The following is an 18,864-nucleotide window of genomic DNA, read 5'->3' on the forward strand; positions in this document are numbered from 1 at the left end:
AAAAAACATTACGAACTGCGTCGTATTTTTCTAAAAGTCAATTTCCTGCCTCAAAGCCTCCATGGCCTTTTCCCATTTTTCTAATACTTTATCCTCAAACTGCTCCTCAAGCGGCTTATCAAAGGTACCGATTTTATCCTGATGTTCAATAAAAGCTCTTGCAGCATCCTCCATGGAATACTCCCATACAAAATCCGGAAATTCCTGTTTAAATTTGTCCACAGAGAAGTAAATATTATGGATGGACAAATCCTTTAAAATACTGTCTTCCACCTCTTTTCTTTCCAGACTGTACATAAAATCCGTTGGAATGTGCACGATTTTTACAGGCATTCCCAAAACATTTGCAAAGGCCTTAATATATTCATCTTGGGTATTCAAACGATCATGTCCGCATGTATAATCCTGATCTTTACAATTATCATTTTCTGCAATGCGGGCAATCATCAGCCCTGTATTATAGGCTGATCCGGTTTGCAAAAGGGCATTTCCGTCTCCCGGAACATACACCGGCTTACCCTCTCGGATTCTTGCCACAATATGTTTACCCCTGTTTCTCTCAAAAGCAGACAGTGCAAAGGTTTTTCCCATTGAATAGGCAGGTCTGGCAATTGTTAAGGAGATGGATGTATCGGCAAATCCCTCCTTAAAAATCTGTTCACATTCTTTTTTGTTCTTTGCATACAGACAGTTCGGTTCTCCCCAAGGATCCGATTCTCGCATCGGAAGACGATTTAGAGGATATCCGTACACATCCACCGTACTCACAAAGATATATCTGGCACAGTGCATCTGCTTCACCGCCTCCACAGCCACTTTAGCTTGAAATGGCTCAAAGCAACAAAAATCAATGATAACCTCAGGATCAAATTCCCTGTATACCCTCATCAAATCCTCTATATCATTTCGGTCTCCCCTAAAAACGGAAATCTTTCCATCCAACCCTAAAAGGTCGGTGGTAGCATGGGTCAATACACCCACAGGTACTTTTTTTTCTAAAAAATAACGAATGGTAGATTCGGAGATATTCCCCGGTCCCCCTAAAATTAATACATTTTTCATATTCTCCTCTACTTATGCCTTTCCGGCACTTTTACAAATCTCCATAATATTTAGAATTTCTTTTTTAAAATAGGCAATGGTAGCACCACAGATTTCATGATACACCGGCTGACCGTTTCTTTTTTTTGCAAGTTCTTCCAAACTCCTCCACAATCCTAAAGTAATATTAGTATAAAAGTGTATATTACTGATTCCTGCCTCAATACTTTTTTTATACTGTTCTTTTGTAAGACCTGATCCTCCATGCATAGTCAGGGGAACTTCCGTCATCCCCGCTATTTTTTCCACCAATGCATAGTTTAGTTTTGCTTCTCCCCTATACCTTCCATGAACATTACCAAAGGAAATAGCAAGGGAATCCACCTCACTTTGTTGAATAAACTCAAGCACAATTTCAGGATCTGTTTCCCGACTTTCTTCGCTCTCAATATCACAAAGAGCGGAACCTCCCACATAACCCAGCTCAGCCTCCACATCGCAACCAAAAGCATGTGCCATTTTTACAATTTCCTTGGTTTTTTGTATATTTTCCTCCACAGGCAAATGGGATCCGTCAAACATCACGGACTGTATTCCCAAAGAAATGGCTCTTGCCAATATTTCATACCCTTTTCCATGCTCCAGCTGAATGGACACGGGCACAGTGGCTCTATCTGCAGCTTCCCGTAACATAGGCACTGCATACTCAAGTGGAATCATGGCAAATACCTCCGGAGCAAATCCCAAAGCCAAGGGTGATCCACACTCTTTAGCAGCCTCTATGGCAGCCAGTGTCATTTCAAAATTTGCCCCAAGAAAATGTGGCACCGCATATCCTTTTTTCCTAGCCTCCTTTTGCATTGCTGCAAGTGGCACTATCATAGTTTTCCTCCTTTCACAATCCTTGCTAAAATAGAAAAATCATCCTTAACATCACCGTAGAGCTTTTCAAACAACCTGTAATACTCCATATAAATTTGGTGATTCTTTTCATTCGGTTCAATGGGATCAATGTAGTTTGCCTTATCTTTAGCAATCTGATAATCCGGAAATACACCTGCTGCCACTCCCGCAAGAATTGCATCACCGTAAGGAGCTCCCACCCGGTTTTCCACCATGGCGGTTGGAACTGCAAACACATCAGTGATTATTTTTCTCCATAGTCTGCTGGATGCTCCTCCCTCATTAAAAATAATGCAATTTCCCATAGTTTTTCCCGATTCCTTCATTAAAAGAAAAGATGAGTACAAAGCATATGCCACACCCTCCATCATAGCCCTTATCATATGCCCCTTGGTATGGTGAAAAGACATACCGAATACTACCCCTCTGGCCTCGCTGTTCCATAGCGGGGTTCGTTCTCCCATAAGATATGGAAGTATGAGTAGCCCCTCGCTACCCGGTGAAATTCTTTCTCCTTCCATATCCATCATTGTGTAAGCACTCATTCCTGTGAGCTTTTCCAATGATTTTTCTGCATCCCCGAAGAAATCTCTCAAATAGCGAATGGCTCCTCCACCTGTGGTAGTGGTTGGAATGGTAATATATGTATTATTGGAATTTGCTGTAAAGGCACAGGCCAGCATTGTGTCCAGAAAGTTGCTGTCCTTGTGAATAACTCCAAAATTACCGCAAGTTCCCAAATTCATATTTATATCTCCCTCTCTGAAAAGTCCCGCTCCAATACAGCCCGCATTAAAATCGCATTGTCCGGCACTAACCAAAGTTCCCGGTGATAAACCCGTGTCCTTGGCTGCTGTTTTATTCACCTCTCCCACAATATCCTCACAGCCATAGATTTCCGGCATCCAATCCGGATTAATACCCAGATTTAACAGAAGTGTCCTATCAAAACTGTTTTTTCTAATATTATATCCCCCTAAAAATACTCCACAGGAATGATTTGTTGTATGACTTCCACACAACTTATAACGGATGTATCCGTCAATAGTATTTACTTTTTTAATTCGGGCGAAATCCTCAGGACGGTTTTTCTTTTCCCACAGAAGGTTTACAATAGAAGGATGATCCTCCAGTCGATTACCCGAAAGGGCAAATATCTGCTCTTTTCCGGGATTTTCCATCAATTCCTTTGCTTCCATCCACGCCCTTTTATCCATAAGATTATAAGCTTTTTGAATAGGTGCTCCCTTTTCATCAAGCATCACCAAACAGGGTAGGGCGGAGGAGACAGCAATTGCCACAATCTCCTTTGGAACTACTTTTGCCTTTTGAATACATTCTTTTAAAAGTTCACAAGCCGCTTCCCAATAAACTAAGGGGTCATGCTCTGACCAACCGGGATGCTCCACTATTATTGGATACTCACGATAGGCATAGGAGAGAACCCTTGCCTCCTCATCAATGATACAAGCCTTGGCACCTCCGGTGCCATAATCAAGTCCCGCCAGATATTTTGCCATACTTCCTCCTTATATTGCCGTAAGTTTCACCGCCTTCCACTTGGCAGGAACAAACGCTGTTTGTTTATGAATTTCATACTCCTGTATTTTTTTACAATTCCAGACATCAAACACTTCCACACGATAATTATAAAAGCCGGTTTTGGCATTCCCCGGATAGATTCTTTTACGGGGCATATCTGTACCGAAAAACAAAAGGTACTCCATATCTTCTTTTGAAATCGAAAAGTAATTTATACCGTCGGTGTTTCTCCAATCCGGCTTCATCTCCTGAAAAGAGCATCCCAAAGCAATCTCTTTTAAAAATCGAATTCTCTTTGCACTTTCCCCTGTAATCTCCCCCCCATAGGTCCAGAAAATATCACGATTATTCTTTATTTTAATAGCCTCTCCATGAGTAGCATATCCCCCCGCCATAAAAGACAGCCAGTGTGAAAAAACCACTTCCTCCGGGGTACTGTTACCCCACTCATACTTCACATTCCCCTCATATTGGTATTCATCATTCACCACAGGCTTTTGATAACGCCTTTTCAAATCAATCAAAAGTTGGTAGGTATTCGGATGCTGATAAGATACATGTGTCATCCAGCTACGATTTGGATAAATCTCTCCCGAAGGATAATTGTGAATTGAGCGCGGGTGCTGATAAGGATCATTAGCCTTAATGTATTCCCCTATTACATCCCAATTTCTTCGATTTACTCTGGTGCGTACCATACTTCCCCCGTCACTGTCTGCTTCCACAGATACATCATACTCATTTGCCAAGGACCACCACACATTCCTAAAGGCACTAAAGCGACGAACCACATACTGCAAATAGAAAAGAGCCTGTTCTTCGTCCATTCGGTCAATACCAAAATGTCCGAAATCATAAAAATGAAACAAAATCACATCCGCTTCTATTCCACGTTTTTTAAGATCCGAAAGGCAGCGTTCATAGTTTTGAAAATAGGCGGGAATAAAGCGCTCAAAATCAAAATTCCCCGGTTTTCCTTCAAAAGGGTAACATTCAGGCTCATAAGAAATGTCCACATCTCCATCCTCTCCCTGATAATATTTCGGAGTTAACAACATTCGGATTTTATTGAATTTATACTTCTCAAAAGATTCCAAGGTTTTTGTCCTTATTTCATAAGGTCTGTAGGTCCAACCGTAAGCTGTGGTTCCAAGTACAAAAAATGGTGTACCGTCAGCATATGAAAAATGTAGGATTTTATTAGGATATACCGGTCCATGATTATTTTCACCTGCCGGCAAAGAGATGAAGCTTCCGCTATGTTCATTCATATTCGGATCATTGGAAAAAATGTAAAATGCATATTCGCCTGTTTCCTGTGGCATAAATCGAATCTTCCATCTTCCTTCCCCATCATAAAATCCCCACACCCTTTCACATGTTTCCTTACTTTTAAACTCTCCCCAAAGAGATACCTGACGGAAAGGATTTTCGTATTTAATGTGAGAATACAATGTGATTTCAAAAATATCCCATTTTTCTACACTTTTCGGATACTCTATAACCTGTGTTTTTTCTGATATTTCTTTCGCTTTCCACATTTTATTCATGGTGATACACCTCCCATCCCATATATTTTTCAAGAGCCTCTTTTAAAATTCCTGCTGTGTGGGAGCGATTCATAGCCACATGATGTTCAAATCCATTTTGACAAATATACTTCATAAGCTTTTGCATACCCTTTATTTCCACTACTCCCGGACCTCCCGGAGTGGAAATATCTTCATGTACAAATTCTCCCTCTCCTACATAGGCTTTAATTCTTCCCTCAAAATCATCTGTACTGATTTTTGCAAAGGTAAATGGCCCCGGAACAATAACCCCCTTACATGCTCCAAAGCAATTTTCCTCACCCAAAGCCAATGAAAGTATGTCCAAGTTACCGATTTCAGGTTCCATACCCAAAAAACTTTTTGGATAGTTGGCACAGTGAATCATCATACACCGATCTCTATTGTCTGCAAATCCGTTGTTCCAGTCCAGATATCCTGAAGGCTTCCCTGAAGCCAGATTGAGAGCCGCCATACTAACCGCCCCCATAACATCCATTTCACAGGCACTCGGCATTCCCATCTCTCCCATCATGCTCATGGCAAGGCAGGATGCAATCCCATAATTTTTTTCCAAAGAGTCCCAGCACTGAATGGCACTGGCCTGACAATCATTCTCTTCCAGCCAATCCTTCACTGCCAAAAAAAAGCCCGCCTGTTTTCGTAACTTTTCCTCACTGACTTCAAAAGCCATATTTCCATAGAGGCGGATACTCTCCATTACATCCCTAACTCGGGAATCCTTCATTTTTTCCCCGGCTAAAGCCAAAATAACCGATAAATCTGTGGTTTCCACAGTAATACCCGCTTCCTGCAAAAGCTTTTCCGAATATCTAACTGTACGAAAGGCTGACGGTCTGGCTCCGATAGCTCCAACCCTCAGATTTTTTAACCCCCGCACCACTTTACAGACTCCGGCAAAATTCTCCACATCCAGCGTAAATTCCCGACTGTCAATGCTGCATGTATGGTAAGTTGTATCTGTAAATGGAATTCGGTTCTGGTAAAGATTATTGCATACGGATAATTTGCCACAAAAAGAGTCCCTGCGATGTGAAAGATCCAACTTATCTTTCTCATCGTCACAGGCCTGTACCAGTACAGGTACCCTAAGCCCTGAGCGAACTATGGCCTCCGTCACCGCCGCCTCATCCCCGAAATTAGGTAAAACAATTATAATACCGTCAATTTCCTCCCGATGTTTTGCAAAAAGTTCTGCACATTTTTTTGCATCTTGGTAGGTTTCAACCACACCCAAGGGAGTTTCTGTCGGAGATAAAATAATGCATCCAAAGCCCTTTTCCCTCATTTTTTCCAAAATGGCATCTCTTCCATTTTTTGCGAGTTCCTTAGGAAAAAAATTCCTGCTACTTACAATAATACCAAATTGAATCCTTGATCTTTCCTTTTCCATATTTCCTCCTATAAATGAGCACGTCCAAAATGAAAAACTAGGCAAATTTATCTCAATACTTATGCCTTATTTCTATATTATTTACTTTAATTTTTTTCTATCTTATTTACAATAGAATATTCTTTAGATTATTTGTACTTTTTTATGCTGTTAATCTCATTTTAATTTAACATCTTTCAAGTTAATATTTTGATAGCGTATAGATTCGTATTACTATTTGCATAATTTTATAAATAGGCGCCAATATTCATATTTTTAAGAATATTGACGCCCTAAACTTAATTACTCTTATCTTTCCTTTTTCTCCCCCTCTTTATATTCAAGTGGAGATTTACCAAAATATTTTTTAAATACCCGATTAAAATAGCTCACATCTTTGAAACCAAGCATATGAGAAACTTCTACTGCCCTTAATCCCCCTTCACATAGAAGTCTTCCCGCTTTCTCCATCCTAAGACCATTGGTATATACCACAAAACTTTGCCCCATCTCCTTTTTAAATAATGCTGAAAAATAAGTAGGATGCATGAAAACCACCCCCGCTACCTCCTCCAAAGTGATATCCCTATAGTAATTCTCTCGGATGTATTCAATTGCCCTTTGAATGGGTTCCTTCTGTTTCCCTGTATCCCTTGGAGTCTCCAAATAACTTTGAAGCTTTTTTAACTCTGCATTTATTCTCTTTTGATGCAGAAGTTCTTTTTGTTTAGTCTCCAAAATCCTCTGTACCTTTTTAAGAGCTTCCTCCAACAAATCCTCCTCCAAAGGTTTTAATAAATACGCAGCAACTCCTCTGTGCAATGCCTCCTGTGCATATGAAAAATAGCTATAGCCACTGATAATAATATACTGCATATCAGGCAAACTTTGCTTAATCCTCCCTATCATCTCCAGCCCTTCCATCCCGGGCATACGTATGTCTACAAAAAGGATCTCCGGCTTTAGTTTTTCACAAAGAGCAATGCCGCTCATGGCATCATTAGCCTCCCCCACAATTTCTACCTTGTGCTTACTTTTTTCCACCAAATATCGAATCAAATAACGTATATCTTCCTCATCATCCACAATAACAGCTTTAAACATCTTCCCTCCTTTCTGCAAATATACTGCCGCTATGCATTTCCTTCCGCCTGTTTTCTTCACTGTACATTACAAATGGAATATCAAAGGAAACCCTGGTTCCCTGTTCGTATACACTTTCTATTTGCAATCCTCTTTCTCTGCCATAGTAAAGCTTCAGCCTTGAATCCACATTTTTCAGTCCTATGCTATCTCCCAAATGCTCACCCTGACACTTATGCAACTGTTTTTGTAAACTGTGTAACACCTCCGGTTTCATTCCCATGCCATTATCTTCAACAGCAATTTCTACACCTTCAGGCGATTTGTGACAAAATATGGAAATTTTACCGCCTTCTCTTTTTTGATCAATACCATGATAAATAGCATTTTCCACCAGAGGTTGCACTAAAATCTTAATGATGCAGTTATCCAACAGTTCTTCATCCACATAAAAAGATACCTGCAATCGGTTTTTATAACGTATTTTTTGAATATTAATATAGCTTTTCACATGTGCAAGCTCCTCTCTTAAAGTAACCACCTCATCTCGGCTGTTGATACAATAACGAAAAATCAAAGCCATAGACTTGGCTATATCGGCAATACTTTCCACACCGTTTCGAAGAGCCAAACTGCGAATAGTTTCCAGCGTATTATAAAGAAAGTGAGGATTAATCTGGGCCTGTAGTTCCCTTAGCCTTGCATTAGCACTTTCATGTTCCTTAATCCTTAAGTCTTCCATTAAGTGCCTGATACGCCGGGACATCTTGTTAAACCCTTTGGATAAAGCCAAAATATCCCTATTCCCCTCCTCTTTTGCTCGAACATGGAAATCTCCTTTCGAAAACTCCTCCATATGGGTCAAGAGCCTTTGCATGGGGCGGGTTATTCTTCTGGCCAACAAATAGGAAAGTGCAGCTGAAAAAATCAATGTTAAAAGGGTAATCCCCACAAAGGTTCCCCCTGCTATTAAAAACCGACTCCTAAAATTTTCCTTAGAAACCACAGCCTCAAGCTTCCAATCATAACTTTCCACTCCATATCGGTACAAAGAAAATTCTTTCAAAAATCCGCCTTGCTCTACACCTGTTTCACTATCCAGACATTTTACAACTTTTTTTATATCCTCCTGCGTATAGTTTCCTTCTCCACAGACACTTTCCAAAACTTCTCCTTCACTGTTTCGCAAAAGTATCAAATGATCATCATCAAATGTATGACTTCCAAGAGTCTCCTCCAATAAACGAACATCCAAATCCACCATGATTACACCAATTATGGTCTTAGCGTCATTGGGACTTATAATCTTTTTGACCAAGGAAATAACCTCAGGACCCTCACCAAAAAACACTTGATAGTCTGCCTTATGTCGCTGTACCGTAACCGTATTTTCCCCGGATAAAAACACCTCCTGATACCATGGCTTTTGTATTAGAGTCTCCTTGGAAAAAAAACTGCCAGATGTATAGTATCCTCCCTCATACACCATGAAAATATTGCTGATAATTGGACTTGTTCTACGTATATTCCTTAATACATTTTCAATATTCTGGGAATACAGTGCATTCTTTTGCCCTCTGGTACCTGTACCCTTTTGAAATAATTCCTGTTCTATTACCATTCCTGTAAGAATACGTTGAGTCGTTTGAATATTCTCACCATAGCTGTCCAGGGTTTTTCCGATTTGCTTTAGATTTTGCTCTTGGTAAAAATCAATTTGTTGGCTAATATATTGACCCAAGGTATTAAAGCAATACACCCCAAGGACTAGGCTGGAAAAGGTGATAACCAAAAGAAAAGAACATGTAATCTCAAATAATGTAGTTTTATTTTTATGCATTTTTATCTACTACCCTCCTTAGTCAATATTTTATAATTTAAAAATATCATATTTCTTATAAAATTTATACTAAAATTAGAGTTATTCATGTCAAAATATTTAAATAATATAAGAACACATATCCATCGTGGCATCCTTCCTACTCTTTGTCAGCACTTTATCCAGAGATATCGTGGTAACGAAAATTCCTGTTCCAATACTTACTGCTATAATAGTTGCTCATGCATTTTTATAATTACTTAAAAGTTCAGGAACCGTTAATACTTATTTTAAGTAAGCCTAGAATTAATTTTGACTTTATAAATCAATTTATAATATTAAAAATAACAGGAAAATTTGCTGATAAATGCATACTGTTATAGAAGTATAAAACCGGTATATTTGAAAATATTAAAGATGTGATTAATATGGGAAATATTGAGAAAACTTTCAAAGTTCATGTTGAATTTATGATATTTACCTCGATCGCATGCTTATCTTCAAATACTAACAATAATTCAACTTCCACTTCATCAGAACGCGAAGCTGAAACAGTATCTACAATTCGATACCTAATTCTGTAAGGAGTGTGGGTAGCATAACATATTATTAAAATAATGTGGCTGTAACAAAATTTGCTACAACCATCAGTTCATCTAAGTATTTACTTTTTCCACTATTTGAGCTTTGCATTTTTATTATTCAGCGAATTTTTCCACGCTCAACTTTTCAATATCTACAGCATTCAGATATCTCTGTGTAAAGGTCTTAAATCCTTCCACATCCTTTTCATCAGCCATAATTTCACTTCCGGTGTTTTTGTCAAAAATCTTTTCGGACAAAAACTCATCCAGTTTGTACTTATCGGCATGAATTAAATATAGTGCCAGCAATGCAATTCCCCAAGCTCCGCCTTCACTTGCAGTATCAAGCACTTCTACAGGTGCATTGATAGCGGCAGAGAGATATCTTTGTCCAACTTCTTTTGTTTTGAACAGTCCTCCATGTCCCATCATTTTCTTTATCTTTACATTCTCTTTCTCTGTTAAGATATCAAGCCCCACTTTAACTGCTGTAAGTGAACTGTATAAATGTGCTCTCATAAAGTTTGCCAGATTGAACTCACTTTTAGGGCTTCTTAAAAACAGTGGTCTTCCTTCATTTAGCTTCGTAATACCCTCTCCTGAAAAATATCCGAATGACATCAGATTTCCACAGTCGGGACTACCGTTTAATGAATTTGTATAGAGTTTTTCAAACAATTCTCCATCTGAAATATTTATACAGAAAAGCTTTGAAAATTCTCTAAATAGGCCAACCCAGGCATTCAGATCACTTGTACCGTTATTTGCATGTGACATAGCAACCGGATATCCGTCCGGTGTAGTAACCATATCTATTTCATCATAGTAATCATTAAGTTTCTTATCAAGTACAAGCATTGCAAACATACTTGTACCTGCAGACATATTTCCGGTACCTTTTTTAATAGAGTTGGTTGCTACCATTCCTGTACCTGCATCGCCCTCAGGTGGGCAAAGTATACTTCCCTCTTGTAAGTCTCCGTCTTTATCTAAAAGGGCTGCTCCTTCTTTTGTGAGTACACCTGCCTTCTCTCCTGCTACCATTACTTTAGGCAATATATCTCTTATTTTCCAAGGGAATTTATTATCCGCTATTTTTTCTTCAAATATACTAAGCATTGATGCATCATAATCCATAGCAAATGAATCTATTGGGAATATACCTGAAGCATCGCCTATACCTATATTCTTTTCACCTGTAAGCATGTAGTGAATATATGATGACAATGTTGTAACAAAATTAAGCTTCTCTACATGCTCTTCTTTATCAAGTATTCTCTGATACAGATGTGCTATTGTCCATCTGAGCGGAATATTGAACTTAAAGCTTTCACTTAAATCCTTTGCAGCTTCTTCGGTATTTGAATTTCTCCAAGTTTGAAAAGGAGCAAGCAGATTCATATCCTTATCAAATGCCATATATCCATGCATCATGGCACTTATACCCATATATTTTATCTGCTTTATAGTCACTCCATACTTTTCTTTTATATCCGACTTTATGCTTGCATAACAGCTTGAAAGTCCTGAAAGTATCTCCTCAAGCGGATATGTCCAAATACCGTCTATGAAACTGTTTTCCCAGTCATGTATACCTGTACCCAGTACTTCTCCGTTTTCATCAGTCAATACAGCTTTTATTCTTGTAGATCCAAACTCAATTCCTAAGAATATATCTCCGGTTTCTATTATCTTTTTTACTTCCATATTCCCCCTAGTTGCCATAATAGGCATTCTTACCATGTTTTCTCAAAAAATGCTTATCCTGTAAATATTTCGGTGCTTTCTTCGCATCCGGATTTATACTTAGTGCAAACAAATTCATCTTTGCAACTTCTTCCATTACCACTGCATTATGTACTGCCGTATATGCATCCTTTCCCCATGCAAAAGGACCGTGGCTATGGCATATACATCCCGGTATATATACAGGATCGATATTTCTTTCTTTAAAAGTTTCTACTATTACTCTACCTGTATTCAGCTCATAATCCTCATAAAGCTCTTCTTTTGTGAGATGCCTTATACATGGAATATCTCCATAGAAATAATCACATTGTGTAGTACCCATACAGGCAATATCCACTCCTGCCTGTGCAAATCCCGTTGCATATGGGGAATGAGTATGTACAACTCCACCTATATCCTTAAAGTTTTGATACAGTATAAGATGTGTCTTTGTATCGGATGAAGGATTATATCTTCCTTCCACACTGTTGCCGTCAAGGTCCATTACCACCATATCCTCAGGTGTAAGTTTGTCATACTCTATTCCACTGGGCTTTATTACAAAGTATTTTCCGCTTTCATCAATACCCGATACATTTCCCCATGTAAATGTCACCAGACTGTATTTTGGCAAAAGCATATTTGCCTCATATACCTCTTTTTTCAGTTTTTCCAGCATATTCCTCCTAATATAAATACATAGATTTTACGAATTCTTATACTAAATATTTTAGCTTTTAATGTATTTATTAGCAATATATTAATACTTTAATTTTGAGGTATTCATCACCTTTTCTTCATTCTTTATCTATTATCTCCAATTTTCCAAATATAATTCCTACATTTTGCCGATTGATTTATCTTAAGAATTCTGTCATAATACTTACATAAATTCTAATATTTTAGGATTGTTACTGAGACGCAGGCAAGACCGAATTTACCATAGTGCTATGGTTTATTTGGTTTTTTTTATTGCTTTATGGTGGTGTGATGATCATTGAAAAAATTATTAATAATAATATAGTATTGACCCATGACCATAAAAACAAGGAAATTATTGCCATGGGTAAAGGTATAGGATTCGGCAGAAAAAAAGGAGATTCTCTATCGGAGTCTGAAATAGAGAAGGTATTTCGTATCAAGGAAAATGAAATGCTTCTTAAATTTCAGGATATGATTGCTGATATCCCTATTGAAAGAATAACTCTTACAGATGATGTCATTTCATATGCAATCAATGTGGAAAAGCTGAAGCTTAGCCAAAGTATTTATCTTACTCTGGTTGACCATGTGAATTTTGCCATTGAAAGATTTAAAGAAGGTATGACTCCCGAAAATGCACTGATGTGGGAAATCAAAAGATTTTATCCTCAGGAATATGCGCTTGGACTCTATACTCTCAGACTCATAAATGATAGAATAGGACTTTCCCTTCCGGATTCGGAGGCAGGCTTTATTGCACTTCATTTTGTAAATGCGCAGTACAGCACTCATATGAAGGAGACCTTAAGTCTTCCGCATCTTATGAGAGATATAATGGATATTGTAAAAAGTGAATTGAATGTAGAGCTTAATGAAAATTCTATTCATTATGAAAGATTTGTAACTCATGTAAAGTTTCTTATTCAAAGGCTTTACAGAAATGAAATGCTCCATGATGATGATACGATTTTTGAGGATATGATGAAGGAAAAATATCCCGAAGAATTTGAATGCGGAAAAAGAATTGCAGAATATATAGAGGTTGAAACCCGTTCAAAAATAACAAGAATGGAAATGACCTATTTGGCAATTCATATAAAAAGAGTAACTATGGCAGAGGAGTAAAATATGTTCGGTTTATTTAAGAAGAAAAAAAATACATTTTTCAGTCCTATGAGCGGAAAAAGTGTTTCTATAAAAGAGGTTCCTGATGAGACATTTTCATCAGAGATGCTTGGAAAGGGAGTTGCAATCGTTCCAAACGACGGTCTTGTAACCTCTCCTGCTGACGGTAAGGTGACCATGGTTTTTGAAACCTTGCATGCTGTCAGTATATTAGCCGATACCGGTGAGGAAATTCTCATTCATATCGGTCTTGATACCGTAAAGATGAACGGTGAAGGATTCTCTTCCTTTGTAAAAGCAGGGGATAGAGTTAAAGCAAAAGATCCGCTTATACAGGCTGATCTTGAAAAAATAAAGTCAGCAGGATTTAGAACTATTACCATAATGCTTGTTTGCAATACTATGGATTTTAAATCTGTTGAAAGTATCACAGATATACCTGTGACTAAGGATAGTGAAATATTGGTAGTAATACCAAAATAATAAATTTTCTCTTTGACCGGCCGGCAAAGGGATGAGCTTAAATAATAAGGAGAAATTTTTTATGAAGTATTTACAACGACTTGGGAAGTCATTGATGCTTCCTGTAGCCTGCCTTCCTGTGGCGGCGATTTTGATGGGTATCGGTTATTGGATTGATCCTACCGGTTGGGGCGGAAATAACATAATAGCAGCTTTCCTTTTAAAGGCAGGCGGTGCTATCATCGACAATATGGCTATCTTGTTTGCCATAGGTGTCGCTGTCGGTATGAGTGATGACGGTGACGGTGCCGCCGCACTTGCAGGTCTTGTTTCATGGCTTGTTATCACAACTCTTTTATCAAAGGGTTCTGTAGCTATGTTTACAGGTGTTGAAGCTGATGCGGTTCCTGCAGCTTTCGGTAAGACACAGACACAGTTTATCGGAATTGTTTGCGGTCTTATAGGTGCAGCTTGTTATAATAAATTTAAAACAACAAAGCTTCCTGATGCACTCTCTTTCTTTAGCGGTAAGAGAAGTGTGGCTATTGTTACTGCCGGCTTTTCACTTATAGCAGCAATCGTATTGTTCTTTATCTGGCCTCTAATTTACGGAGCATTGGTAAGCTTCGGTGAGGCAATTCTTAGCACAGGTGCTGTAGGTGCAGGTATCTACGGTTTCCTCAACAGACTTTTGATTCCGTTCGGACTTCACCATGCGCTTAACTCAGTGTTCTGGTTTGATGTTGCAGGTATCAATGATATCGGTAAATTCTGGGGAAGCGCAGAAGGCGGTGTTCTCGGACAGACCGGTATGTATATGTCAGGTTTCTTCCCTGTAATGATGTTCGGTCTTCCGGGCGCTGCTCTTGCTATGTATCACACAGCTAAGGATTCAAGAAAGAAAGCCGCTTACGGTCTTTTACTTGCAGCAGCTCTTTCATCATTCTTTACAGGTGTTACAGAGCCGCTTGAGTTTGCATTTATGTTCCTTGCACCTGTACTTTACCTTATCCATGCTGTTTTAACAGGTATTTCACTTGCTGTCGTTTCACTCCTTCCTATAAGAGCAGGATTTAACTTCAGCGCCGGTCTTGTTGACTGGGTACTCAGCTTTAAAGCTCCGTTTGCACAAAATCCGCTCCTCTTAATTCCAATCGGCGTTGTTTACGGTGCTATCTACTATGCTATCTTCCGCTTTGTTATCACAAAGTTTGACTTAAAGACTCCGGGTAGAGAGGACGATGAGGAAGAAGAGAAAAAAGCAGTTTTAGCTAATGATGACTTTACATCAGTTGCAGCTATTATCTTAGAGGGTGTAGGCGGTCCTGAGAACCTTACATCTATTGATAACTGTATCACAAGACTTCGTCTTGAGATTAAAGACTATACAAAGGTTGACGAAAAGAAGATTAAATCCGCAGGTGTTGCAGGTGTTATCAGACCTTCAAAGACTGCCGTACAGGTTATTATCGGTACAAAAGTTCAGTTCGTAGCAGACGAGTTCAAAAAACTTGCTAAAAATAAATAATAATTAACACACTTCATAAAAAGGGAGCATTTCAAATATGCTCCCTTTTAATTTACCATAATTTTATTTTGCTGATAATGCAGCCATTGTAATGTAGTTGTATGGCTGATTGAAATGTGGAAGGAAGAATATATCAAGCAATTTAAGCTTATCTATAGTTACTTTCTCCTGTATTGCAAGTGAGAACATATGGATACCCATTGACATATCATATGTAGATGCCATCTGTGCTCCAAGTATAACTCTTGTCTTTGCATCATATACTATCTTTATCTTTACCTTAGGATTTGTTGTTTCAATGAATGTTGCCTTTTGTAAATCTTCAAATGAAGTTGAAAGCACATCCATACCAAGCTGCTTTGCCTTCTGTTCGCTAAGTCCTGTAGATACAAGCTTCAAATCATAAATTGAAATAGCATTTGATCCCTGTACACCGATAGTCTCAAGTTTCTTTCCGCAAGCATTATATGCGGCTATAATTCCCGAACGTACGGCATTTGTTGCAAGTGCAATATATGACTTCTCTCCTGTAGAGTTGAAAAGCACTGTCGCACAGTCACCGATAGCATATACATCCTTCTTGCTTGTCTGCTGAGTTTCATCAACTATATATGCACCGTTTGACATTGTTTCAAGATAATCTTTTCCAAGCTCGGTATTTGGTCTGAATCCGATAGCAAGAATAACCATATCACACTGATATTCATTCTTATCTGTTACTATGGCCTCTACCTTGCCGTTACCCTTAATCTCCTTTACAGTCTCACCGAAAGCAAGTTTAATTCCGTGATCTGAAAGGTTCTTGTCCATAAGTGCACTGAACTCAGGATCATAGTAGCTTGAAAGTGAAGTCTTTGCTATATCAACGACTATTACCTTCTTATTATGTCTCTCAAACGCCTCTGCAAGCTCTACTCCGATGTATCCCGCACCGACTACCGCAATTGTCTTTATCTCAGGATTTTCAAGTTTCTTAATTACCTCTTCGGCATTCTGGAAGAGCTTTACAAGCTGAACATTCTCCAAATCTTTGCCCGGTATCTGTGGTACTATAGGAAGTGAACCTGTAGCCAGTATCAACTTGTCATAGCTTTCTTCTACTTTTTGACCGTTCTCCAAAGTTGCATATACAAACTTTTTATCAAAGTCTATTCTCTCAACCTTACTGTTCATATTTACTTTTGCACCCTGAGACTCAAGCTTTTCTTTATTTGAATAGAAAAGTCCGTCCGGCTTTGATATCTGACCACCTATCCAAAGTGCCATACCACAACCCAAAAAGCTTATATTTGAGTTCTGATCGAATACTACTACCTCATCTCCCTCATTGAACCCTGTGATTGTATTGATTGCACAAGTACCTGCATGATTTGCTCCAACAACTACTACCTTGCTCATATTTTCCTCCAAAATATATTTTAATATTTATTTTTGACTTAATGACTCTGTCTTTTTAAAACACAGCTATTTAATTAATTGTCATCTCTTTAACAAATTGTACTATGTTTTATAACTTTTAACAAGCATTTTTAAGCTTGTACAGTTAAATTTTTTAAAATATATTTTGTTATTTATAAACTTCCCAAAAGCATTGGAAGTCCCAAACTTATAACAGGTATAAATGTTATAAGTAAAAGTGTAATTATCATACACAGATAGAATGGCAATGTTGCCTTTACCACCTTTTCCATAGGCAATTTTGCTACGGCCGAGCCGATAAAGAGTACGCCTCCAACCGGTGGTGTAAGAAGACCTATACCGCAGTTTAAGATAACCATGATACCGAACTGTATCGGTCCGATTCCTATAGAGTTTGCTATCGGAAGAAGTATCGGTGTGGCGATAAGTATAATAGGTGCCATATCCATGATACATCCGAGTATAAGTAAAATAAGGTTAAGAAGTAATGCAAGTATTATAGGATTGTTTGTAAATCCTGTAATTGCACTTGCAGCCATATCCGGAACATGAAGTGTTGTAAGGCAATATCCGAAAATACTTGAGGTTGAGATAAGGATAAGAACTATCGACAATGTATTTACACATTCGTCAAGAGTCTTCCATACACCCTTCCAGTCAAGACCTTTATATATAAATACGCTGACAATAAGGCTGTAGATAACCGCTATAGCAGCAGACTCTGTAGCTGTGAACACACCGCCTACTACACCTACCACTACGATAAGCACTGCCGCCAGTGCCCAGAATGATACGCTAAGCTGCTTTAAAAGTACCTTCACTGAGAACTTTTCACCCTTTGGATATTTTCTTCTCACTGAAATTATATATGAACCAATCATAAGTGATACTGCAAGCAATGCACCCGGAATATACCCTGCAAGGAATAAGCTTCCTACCGATACACCACCTGCTGTAGTAGCATATATAACCATGTTATGTGAAGGCGGTACCAAAAGTCCCTCACATGATGAAGTAATTGTAACCGCTGTGGAAAAATCCGCATCATATCCCTGATCCACCATCATAGGTATAAGAATTGAACCAAGTGATGCCGTATCCGCCGCCGCTGAACCTGAAATTCCTCCAAAGAAGTATGAAGCCACGATATTAACCATTGCCATACCTCCACGCATCCAGCCTACACAGGCATTTGCCAGGGCAATAAGTTTTTCGGATATACCTCCGCTTCCCATAAGGCAACCCATTGTTATAAAGAAAGGAACTGCCATAAGTGAGAATGAAGAAATACCCTTAACCATCTGCTGACATATTGTTGAAAGCGGTTGTCCCTGTGCCAAAAGGCAGAGCAAAGATGAAAGTGCTACCGCATATGCAATAGGGAAACGCAAAAATATCATTACAAAAAAGCTTATAAGTAATATAGTAATTGCTACTCCTGTACTCATGCCTGCACCTCCTTTGGATCTTCTTTTAAGCATATAGCCTTTATATGATTATAAAGTGCCTCAAGCTCAAATATTAACATCGCAACACCTGCTAAAGGTATAGGGAAGTACTGCCAGAATTTTGAAAGTCCGGGCATACTTACATAAGTACCCTTTGCACCAATTTTCATAGCATATTTCCAGCCTACAACTATCATTACCACTGCAAGTATCAAAACTGCAATATCTGAAAGTACATCCAAAAATCTTACCACTCCCTTTGGAAGATACGGATCAAATGCCGTCATCCTGATATGTGCGCCTCTTCTTATTGCAAGTGCTGCTGAAAGCACTGCCATATATGCCATAAATGTAAGAACTATCTCCTCACTCCATGCAGGATCCGGTATAAACGATATATATCTTCCGGCAACCGCCATTGTTGTTATGGCAATATCTCCTATCAATAAAAGTTTACATATAAGCAGAACAAATTTGTATGTAGCATCATATGCAGGTTTTATTTTGTCTACCGCTTTAAAAAAATCTGACATAATT

Annotated in this window: 15 protein-coding genes; 3 read left to right on the forward strand and 12 right to left on the reverse strand. The window is 38.6% G+C overall.

Features of this window, described 5'->3' with window-relative positions:
- Positions 1 to 30 precede the first annotated feature (30 nt).
- The 9 genes from EHV10_RS04150 to EHV10_RS04190 all read right to left on the reverse strand — a co-directional run bounded on the left by EHV10_RS04150 (position 31) and on the right by EHV10_RS04190 (position 12,322).
- On the reverse strand, positions 31 to 1,062 hold the full coding sequence (locus tag EHV10_RS04150) for an NAD-dependent epimerase/dehydratase family protein (RefSeq protein WP_128673538.1): 1,032 nt from the start codon (positions 1,060 to 1,062) through the stop codon (positions 31 to 33).
- A 12-nt stretch (positions 1,063 to 1,074) separates the two neighbouring features.
- Entirely contained in the window at positions 1,075 to 1,923 is an 849-nt protein-coding gene (locus tag EHV10_RS04155) for a class II fructose-bisphosphate aldolase (protein WP_128673539.1), read from the reverse strand.
- Positions 1,920 to 3,464 carry an FGGY-family carbohydrate kinase gene (locus EHV10_RS04160; protein ID WP_128673540.1) on the reverse strand — a complete coding sequence of 515 codons (1,545 nt, stop codon included), beginning with the start codon at positions 3,462 to 3,464 and terminating at the stop codon, positions 1,920 to 1,922. Before EHV10_RS04160 ends, EHV10_RS04155 begins: the two co-directional genes overlap by 4 nt.
- Before the next feature lie 9 nt (positions 3,465 to 3,473).
- On the reverse strand, positions 3,474 to 5,036 hold the full coding sequence (locus tag EHV10_RS04165; RefSeq protein WP_128673541.1) for a DUF5060 domain-containing protein: 1,563 nt from the start codon (positions 5,034 to 5,036) through the stop codon (positions 3,474 to 3,476).
- Positions 5,029 to 6,450, reverse strand: a complete 1,422-nt coding sequence (locus tag EHV10_RS04170) for an L-fucose/L-arabinose isomerase family protein (protein WP_128673542.1) — start codon at positions 6,448 to 6,450, stop codon at positions 5,029 to 5,031. The genes EHV10_RS04165 and EHV10_RS04170 overlap by 8 nt, the downstream gene beginning before the upstream one ends.
- 288 nt (positions 6,451 to 6,738) lie before the next feature.
- The gene (locus EHV10_RS04175) at positions 6,739 to 7,533 is read right to left on the reverse strand and encodes a response regulator transcription factor (protein ID WP_128673543.1); all 795 of its coding nucleotides are present in this window, start codon (positions 7,531 to 7,533) and stop codon (positions 6,739 to 6,741) included.
- Positions 7,526 to 9,352 (reverse strand): cache domain-containing sensor histidine kinase, encoded by a 1,827-nt coding sequence (locus tag EHV10_RS04180; protein WP_128673544.1) that lies wholly within the window; start codon positions 9,350 to 9,352, stop codon positions 7,526 to 7,528. The genes EHV10_RS04175 and EHV10_RS04180 overlap by 8 nt, the downstream gene beginning before the upstream one ends.
- A 677-nt stretch (positions 9,353 to 10,029) precedes the next feature.
- Positions 10,030 to 11,622, reverse strand: coding sequence for a xylulokinase (locus tag EHV10_RS04185; RefSeq protein WP_128673545.1), 1,593 nt, complete (start codon positions 11,620 to 11,622; stop codon positions 10,030 to 10,032).
- Positions 11,623 to 11,629: 7 nt separating this feature from the next.
- Positions 11,630 to 12,322 carry an L-ribulose-5-phosphate 4-epimerase gene (locus tag EHV10_RS04190; protein WP_128673546.1) on the reverse strand — a complete coding sequence of 231 codons (693 nt, stop codon included), beginning with the start codon at positions 12,320 to 12,322 and terminating at the stop codon, positions 11,630 to 11,632.
- Between the two features lie 311 nt (positions 12,323 to 12,633).
- Between EHV10_RS04190 and licT the strand changes: the two genes are divergently transcribed.
- The 3 genes from licT (at position 12,634) to nagE (ending at position 15,460) form a co-directional block, all read left to right on the forward strand.
- Positions 12,634 to 13,470 (forward strand): BglG family transcription antiterminator LicT, encoded by an 837-nt coding sequence (gene licT, locus EHV10_RS04195; protein WP_128673547.1) that lies wholly within the window; start codon positions 12,634 to 12,636, stop codon positions 13,468 to 13,470.
- 3 nt (positions 13,471 to 13,473) lie between these two features.
- Complete coding sequence (locus EHV10_RS04200; RefSeq protein ID WP_128673548.1) at positions 13,474 to 13,953, forward strand: PTS sugar transporter subunit IIA; 480 nt, start codon at positions 13,474 to 13,476, stop codon at positions 13,951 to 13,953.
- A gap of 61 nt (positions 13,954 to 14,014) precedes the next feature.
- Positions 14,015 to 15,460 (forward strand): N-acetylglucosamine-specific PTS transporter subunit IIBC, encoded by a 1,446-nt coding sequence (nagE, locus tag EHV10_RS04205; protein WP_128673549.1) that lies wholly within the window; start codon positions 14,015 to 14,017, stop codon positions 15,458 to 15,460.
- A gap of 63 nt (positions 15,461 to 15,523) precedes the next feature.
- Here the strand turns inward: nagE and nox are convergent, their stop codons facing one another.
- The 3 genes from nox to EHV10_RS04220 form a co-directional block, all read right to left on the reverse strand.
- Positions 15,524 to 16,858, reverse strand: coding sequence for a H2O-forming NADH oxidase (gene nox, locus EHV10_RS04210; RefSeq protein ID WP_128673550.1), 1,335 nt, complete (start codon positions 16,856 to 16,858; stop codon positions 15,524 to 15,526).
- A gap of 173 nt (positions 16,859 to 17,031) precedes the next feature.
- Entirely contained in the window at positions 17,032 to 18,327 is a 1,296-nt protein-coding gene (locus EHV10_RS04215) for a TRAP transporter large permease (protein ID WP_128673551.1), read from the reverse strand.
- Positions 18,324 to 18,860: a TRAP transporter small permease gene (locus EHV10_RS04220; protein WP_128673552.1), complete on the reverse strand. Its 537-nt coding sequence runs from the start codon at positions 18,858 to 18,860 to the stop codon at positions 18,324 to 18,326. Before EHV10_RS04220 ends, EHV10_RS04215 begins: the two co-directional genes overlap by 4 nt.
- Positions 18,861 to 18,864: the final 4 nt, after the last annotated feature.

Source organism: Lachnoanaerobaculum gingivalis, from assembly GCF_003862475.1.
Lineage (GTDB): Bacteria > Bacillota > Clostridia > Lachnospirales > Lachnospiraceae > Lachnoanaerobaculum > Lachnoanaerobaculum gingivalis.

Coding starts and splice junctions, on each gene's coding strand:
- EHV10_RS04215 (WP_128673551.1), bottom strand. CDS start 18,327: ATGAGTACAGGAGTAGCAATTACTATATTACTTATAAGCTTTTTTGTA.
- EHV10_RS04190 (WP_128673546.1), bottom strand. CDS start 12,322: ATGCTGGAAAAACTGAAAAAAGAGGTATATGAGGCAAATATGCTTTTG.
- EHV10_RS04220 (WP_128673552.1), bottom strand. CDS start 18,860: ATGTCAGATTTTTTTAAAGCGGTAGACAAAATAAAACCTGCATATGAT.
- EHV10_RS04160 (WP_128673540.1), bottom strand. CDS start 3,464: ATGGCAAAATATCTGGCGGGACTTGATTATGGCACCGGAGGTGCCAAG.
- EHV10_RS04155 (WP_128673539.1), bottom strand. CDS start 1,923: ATGATAGTGCCACTTGCAGCAATGCAAAAGGAGGCTAGGAAAAAAGGA.
- EHV10_RS04170 (WP_128673542.1), bottom strand. CDS start 6,450: ATGGAAAAGGAAAGATCAAGGATTCAATTTGGTATTATTGTAAGTAGC.
- licT (WP_128673547.1), top strand. CDS start 12,634: ATGATCATTGAAAAAATTATTAATAATAATATAGTATTGACCCATGAC.
- EHV10_RS04175 (WP_128673543.1), bottom strand. CDS start 7,533: ATGTTTAAAGCTGTTATTGTGGATGATGAGGAAGATATACGTTATTTG.
- EHV10_RS04165 (WP_128673541.1), bottom strand. CDS start 5,036: ATGAATAAAATGTGGAAAGCGAAAGAAATATCAGAAAAAACACAGGTT.
- EHV10_RS04150 (WP_128673538.1), bottom strand. CDS start 1,062: ATGAAAAATGTATTAATTTTAGGGGGACCGGGGAATATCTCCGAATCT.
- EHV10_RS04200 (WP_128673548.1), top strand. CDS start 13,474: ATGTTCGGTTTATTTAAGAAGAAAAAAAATACATTTTTCAGTCCTATG.
- EHV10_RS04185 (WP_128673545.1), bottom strand. CDS start 11,622: ATGGAAGTAAAAAAGATAATAGAAACCGGAGATATATTCTTAGGAATT.
- EHV10_RS04180 (WP_128673544.1), bottom strand. CDS start 9,352: ATGCATAAAAATAAAACTACATTATTTGAGATTACATGTTCTTTTCTT.
- nagE (WP_128673549.1), top strand. CDS start 14,015: ATGAAGTATTTACAACGACTTGGGAAGTCATTGATGCTTCCTGTAGCC.
- nox (WP_128673550.1), bottom strand. CDS start 16,858: ATGAGCAAGGTAGTAGTTGTTGGAGCAAATCATGCAGGTACTTGTGCA.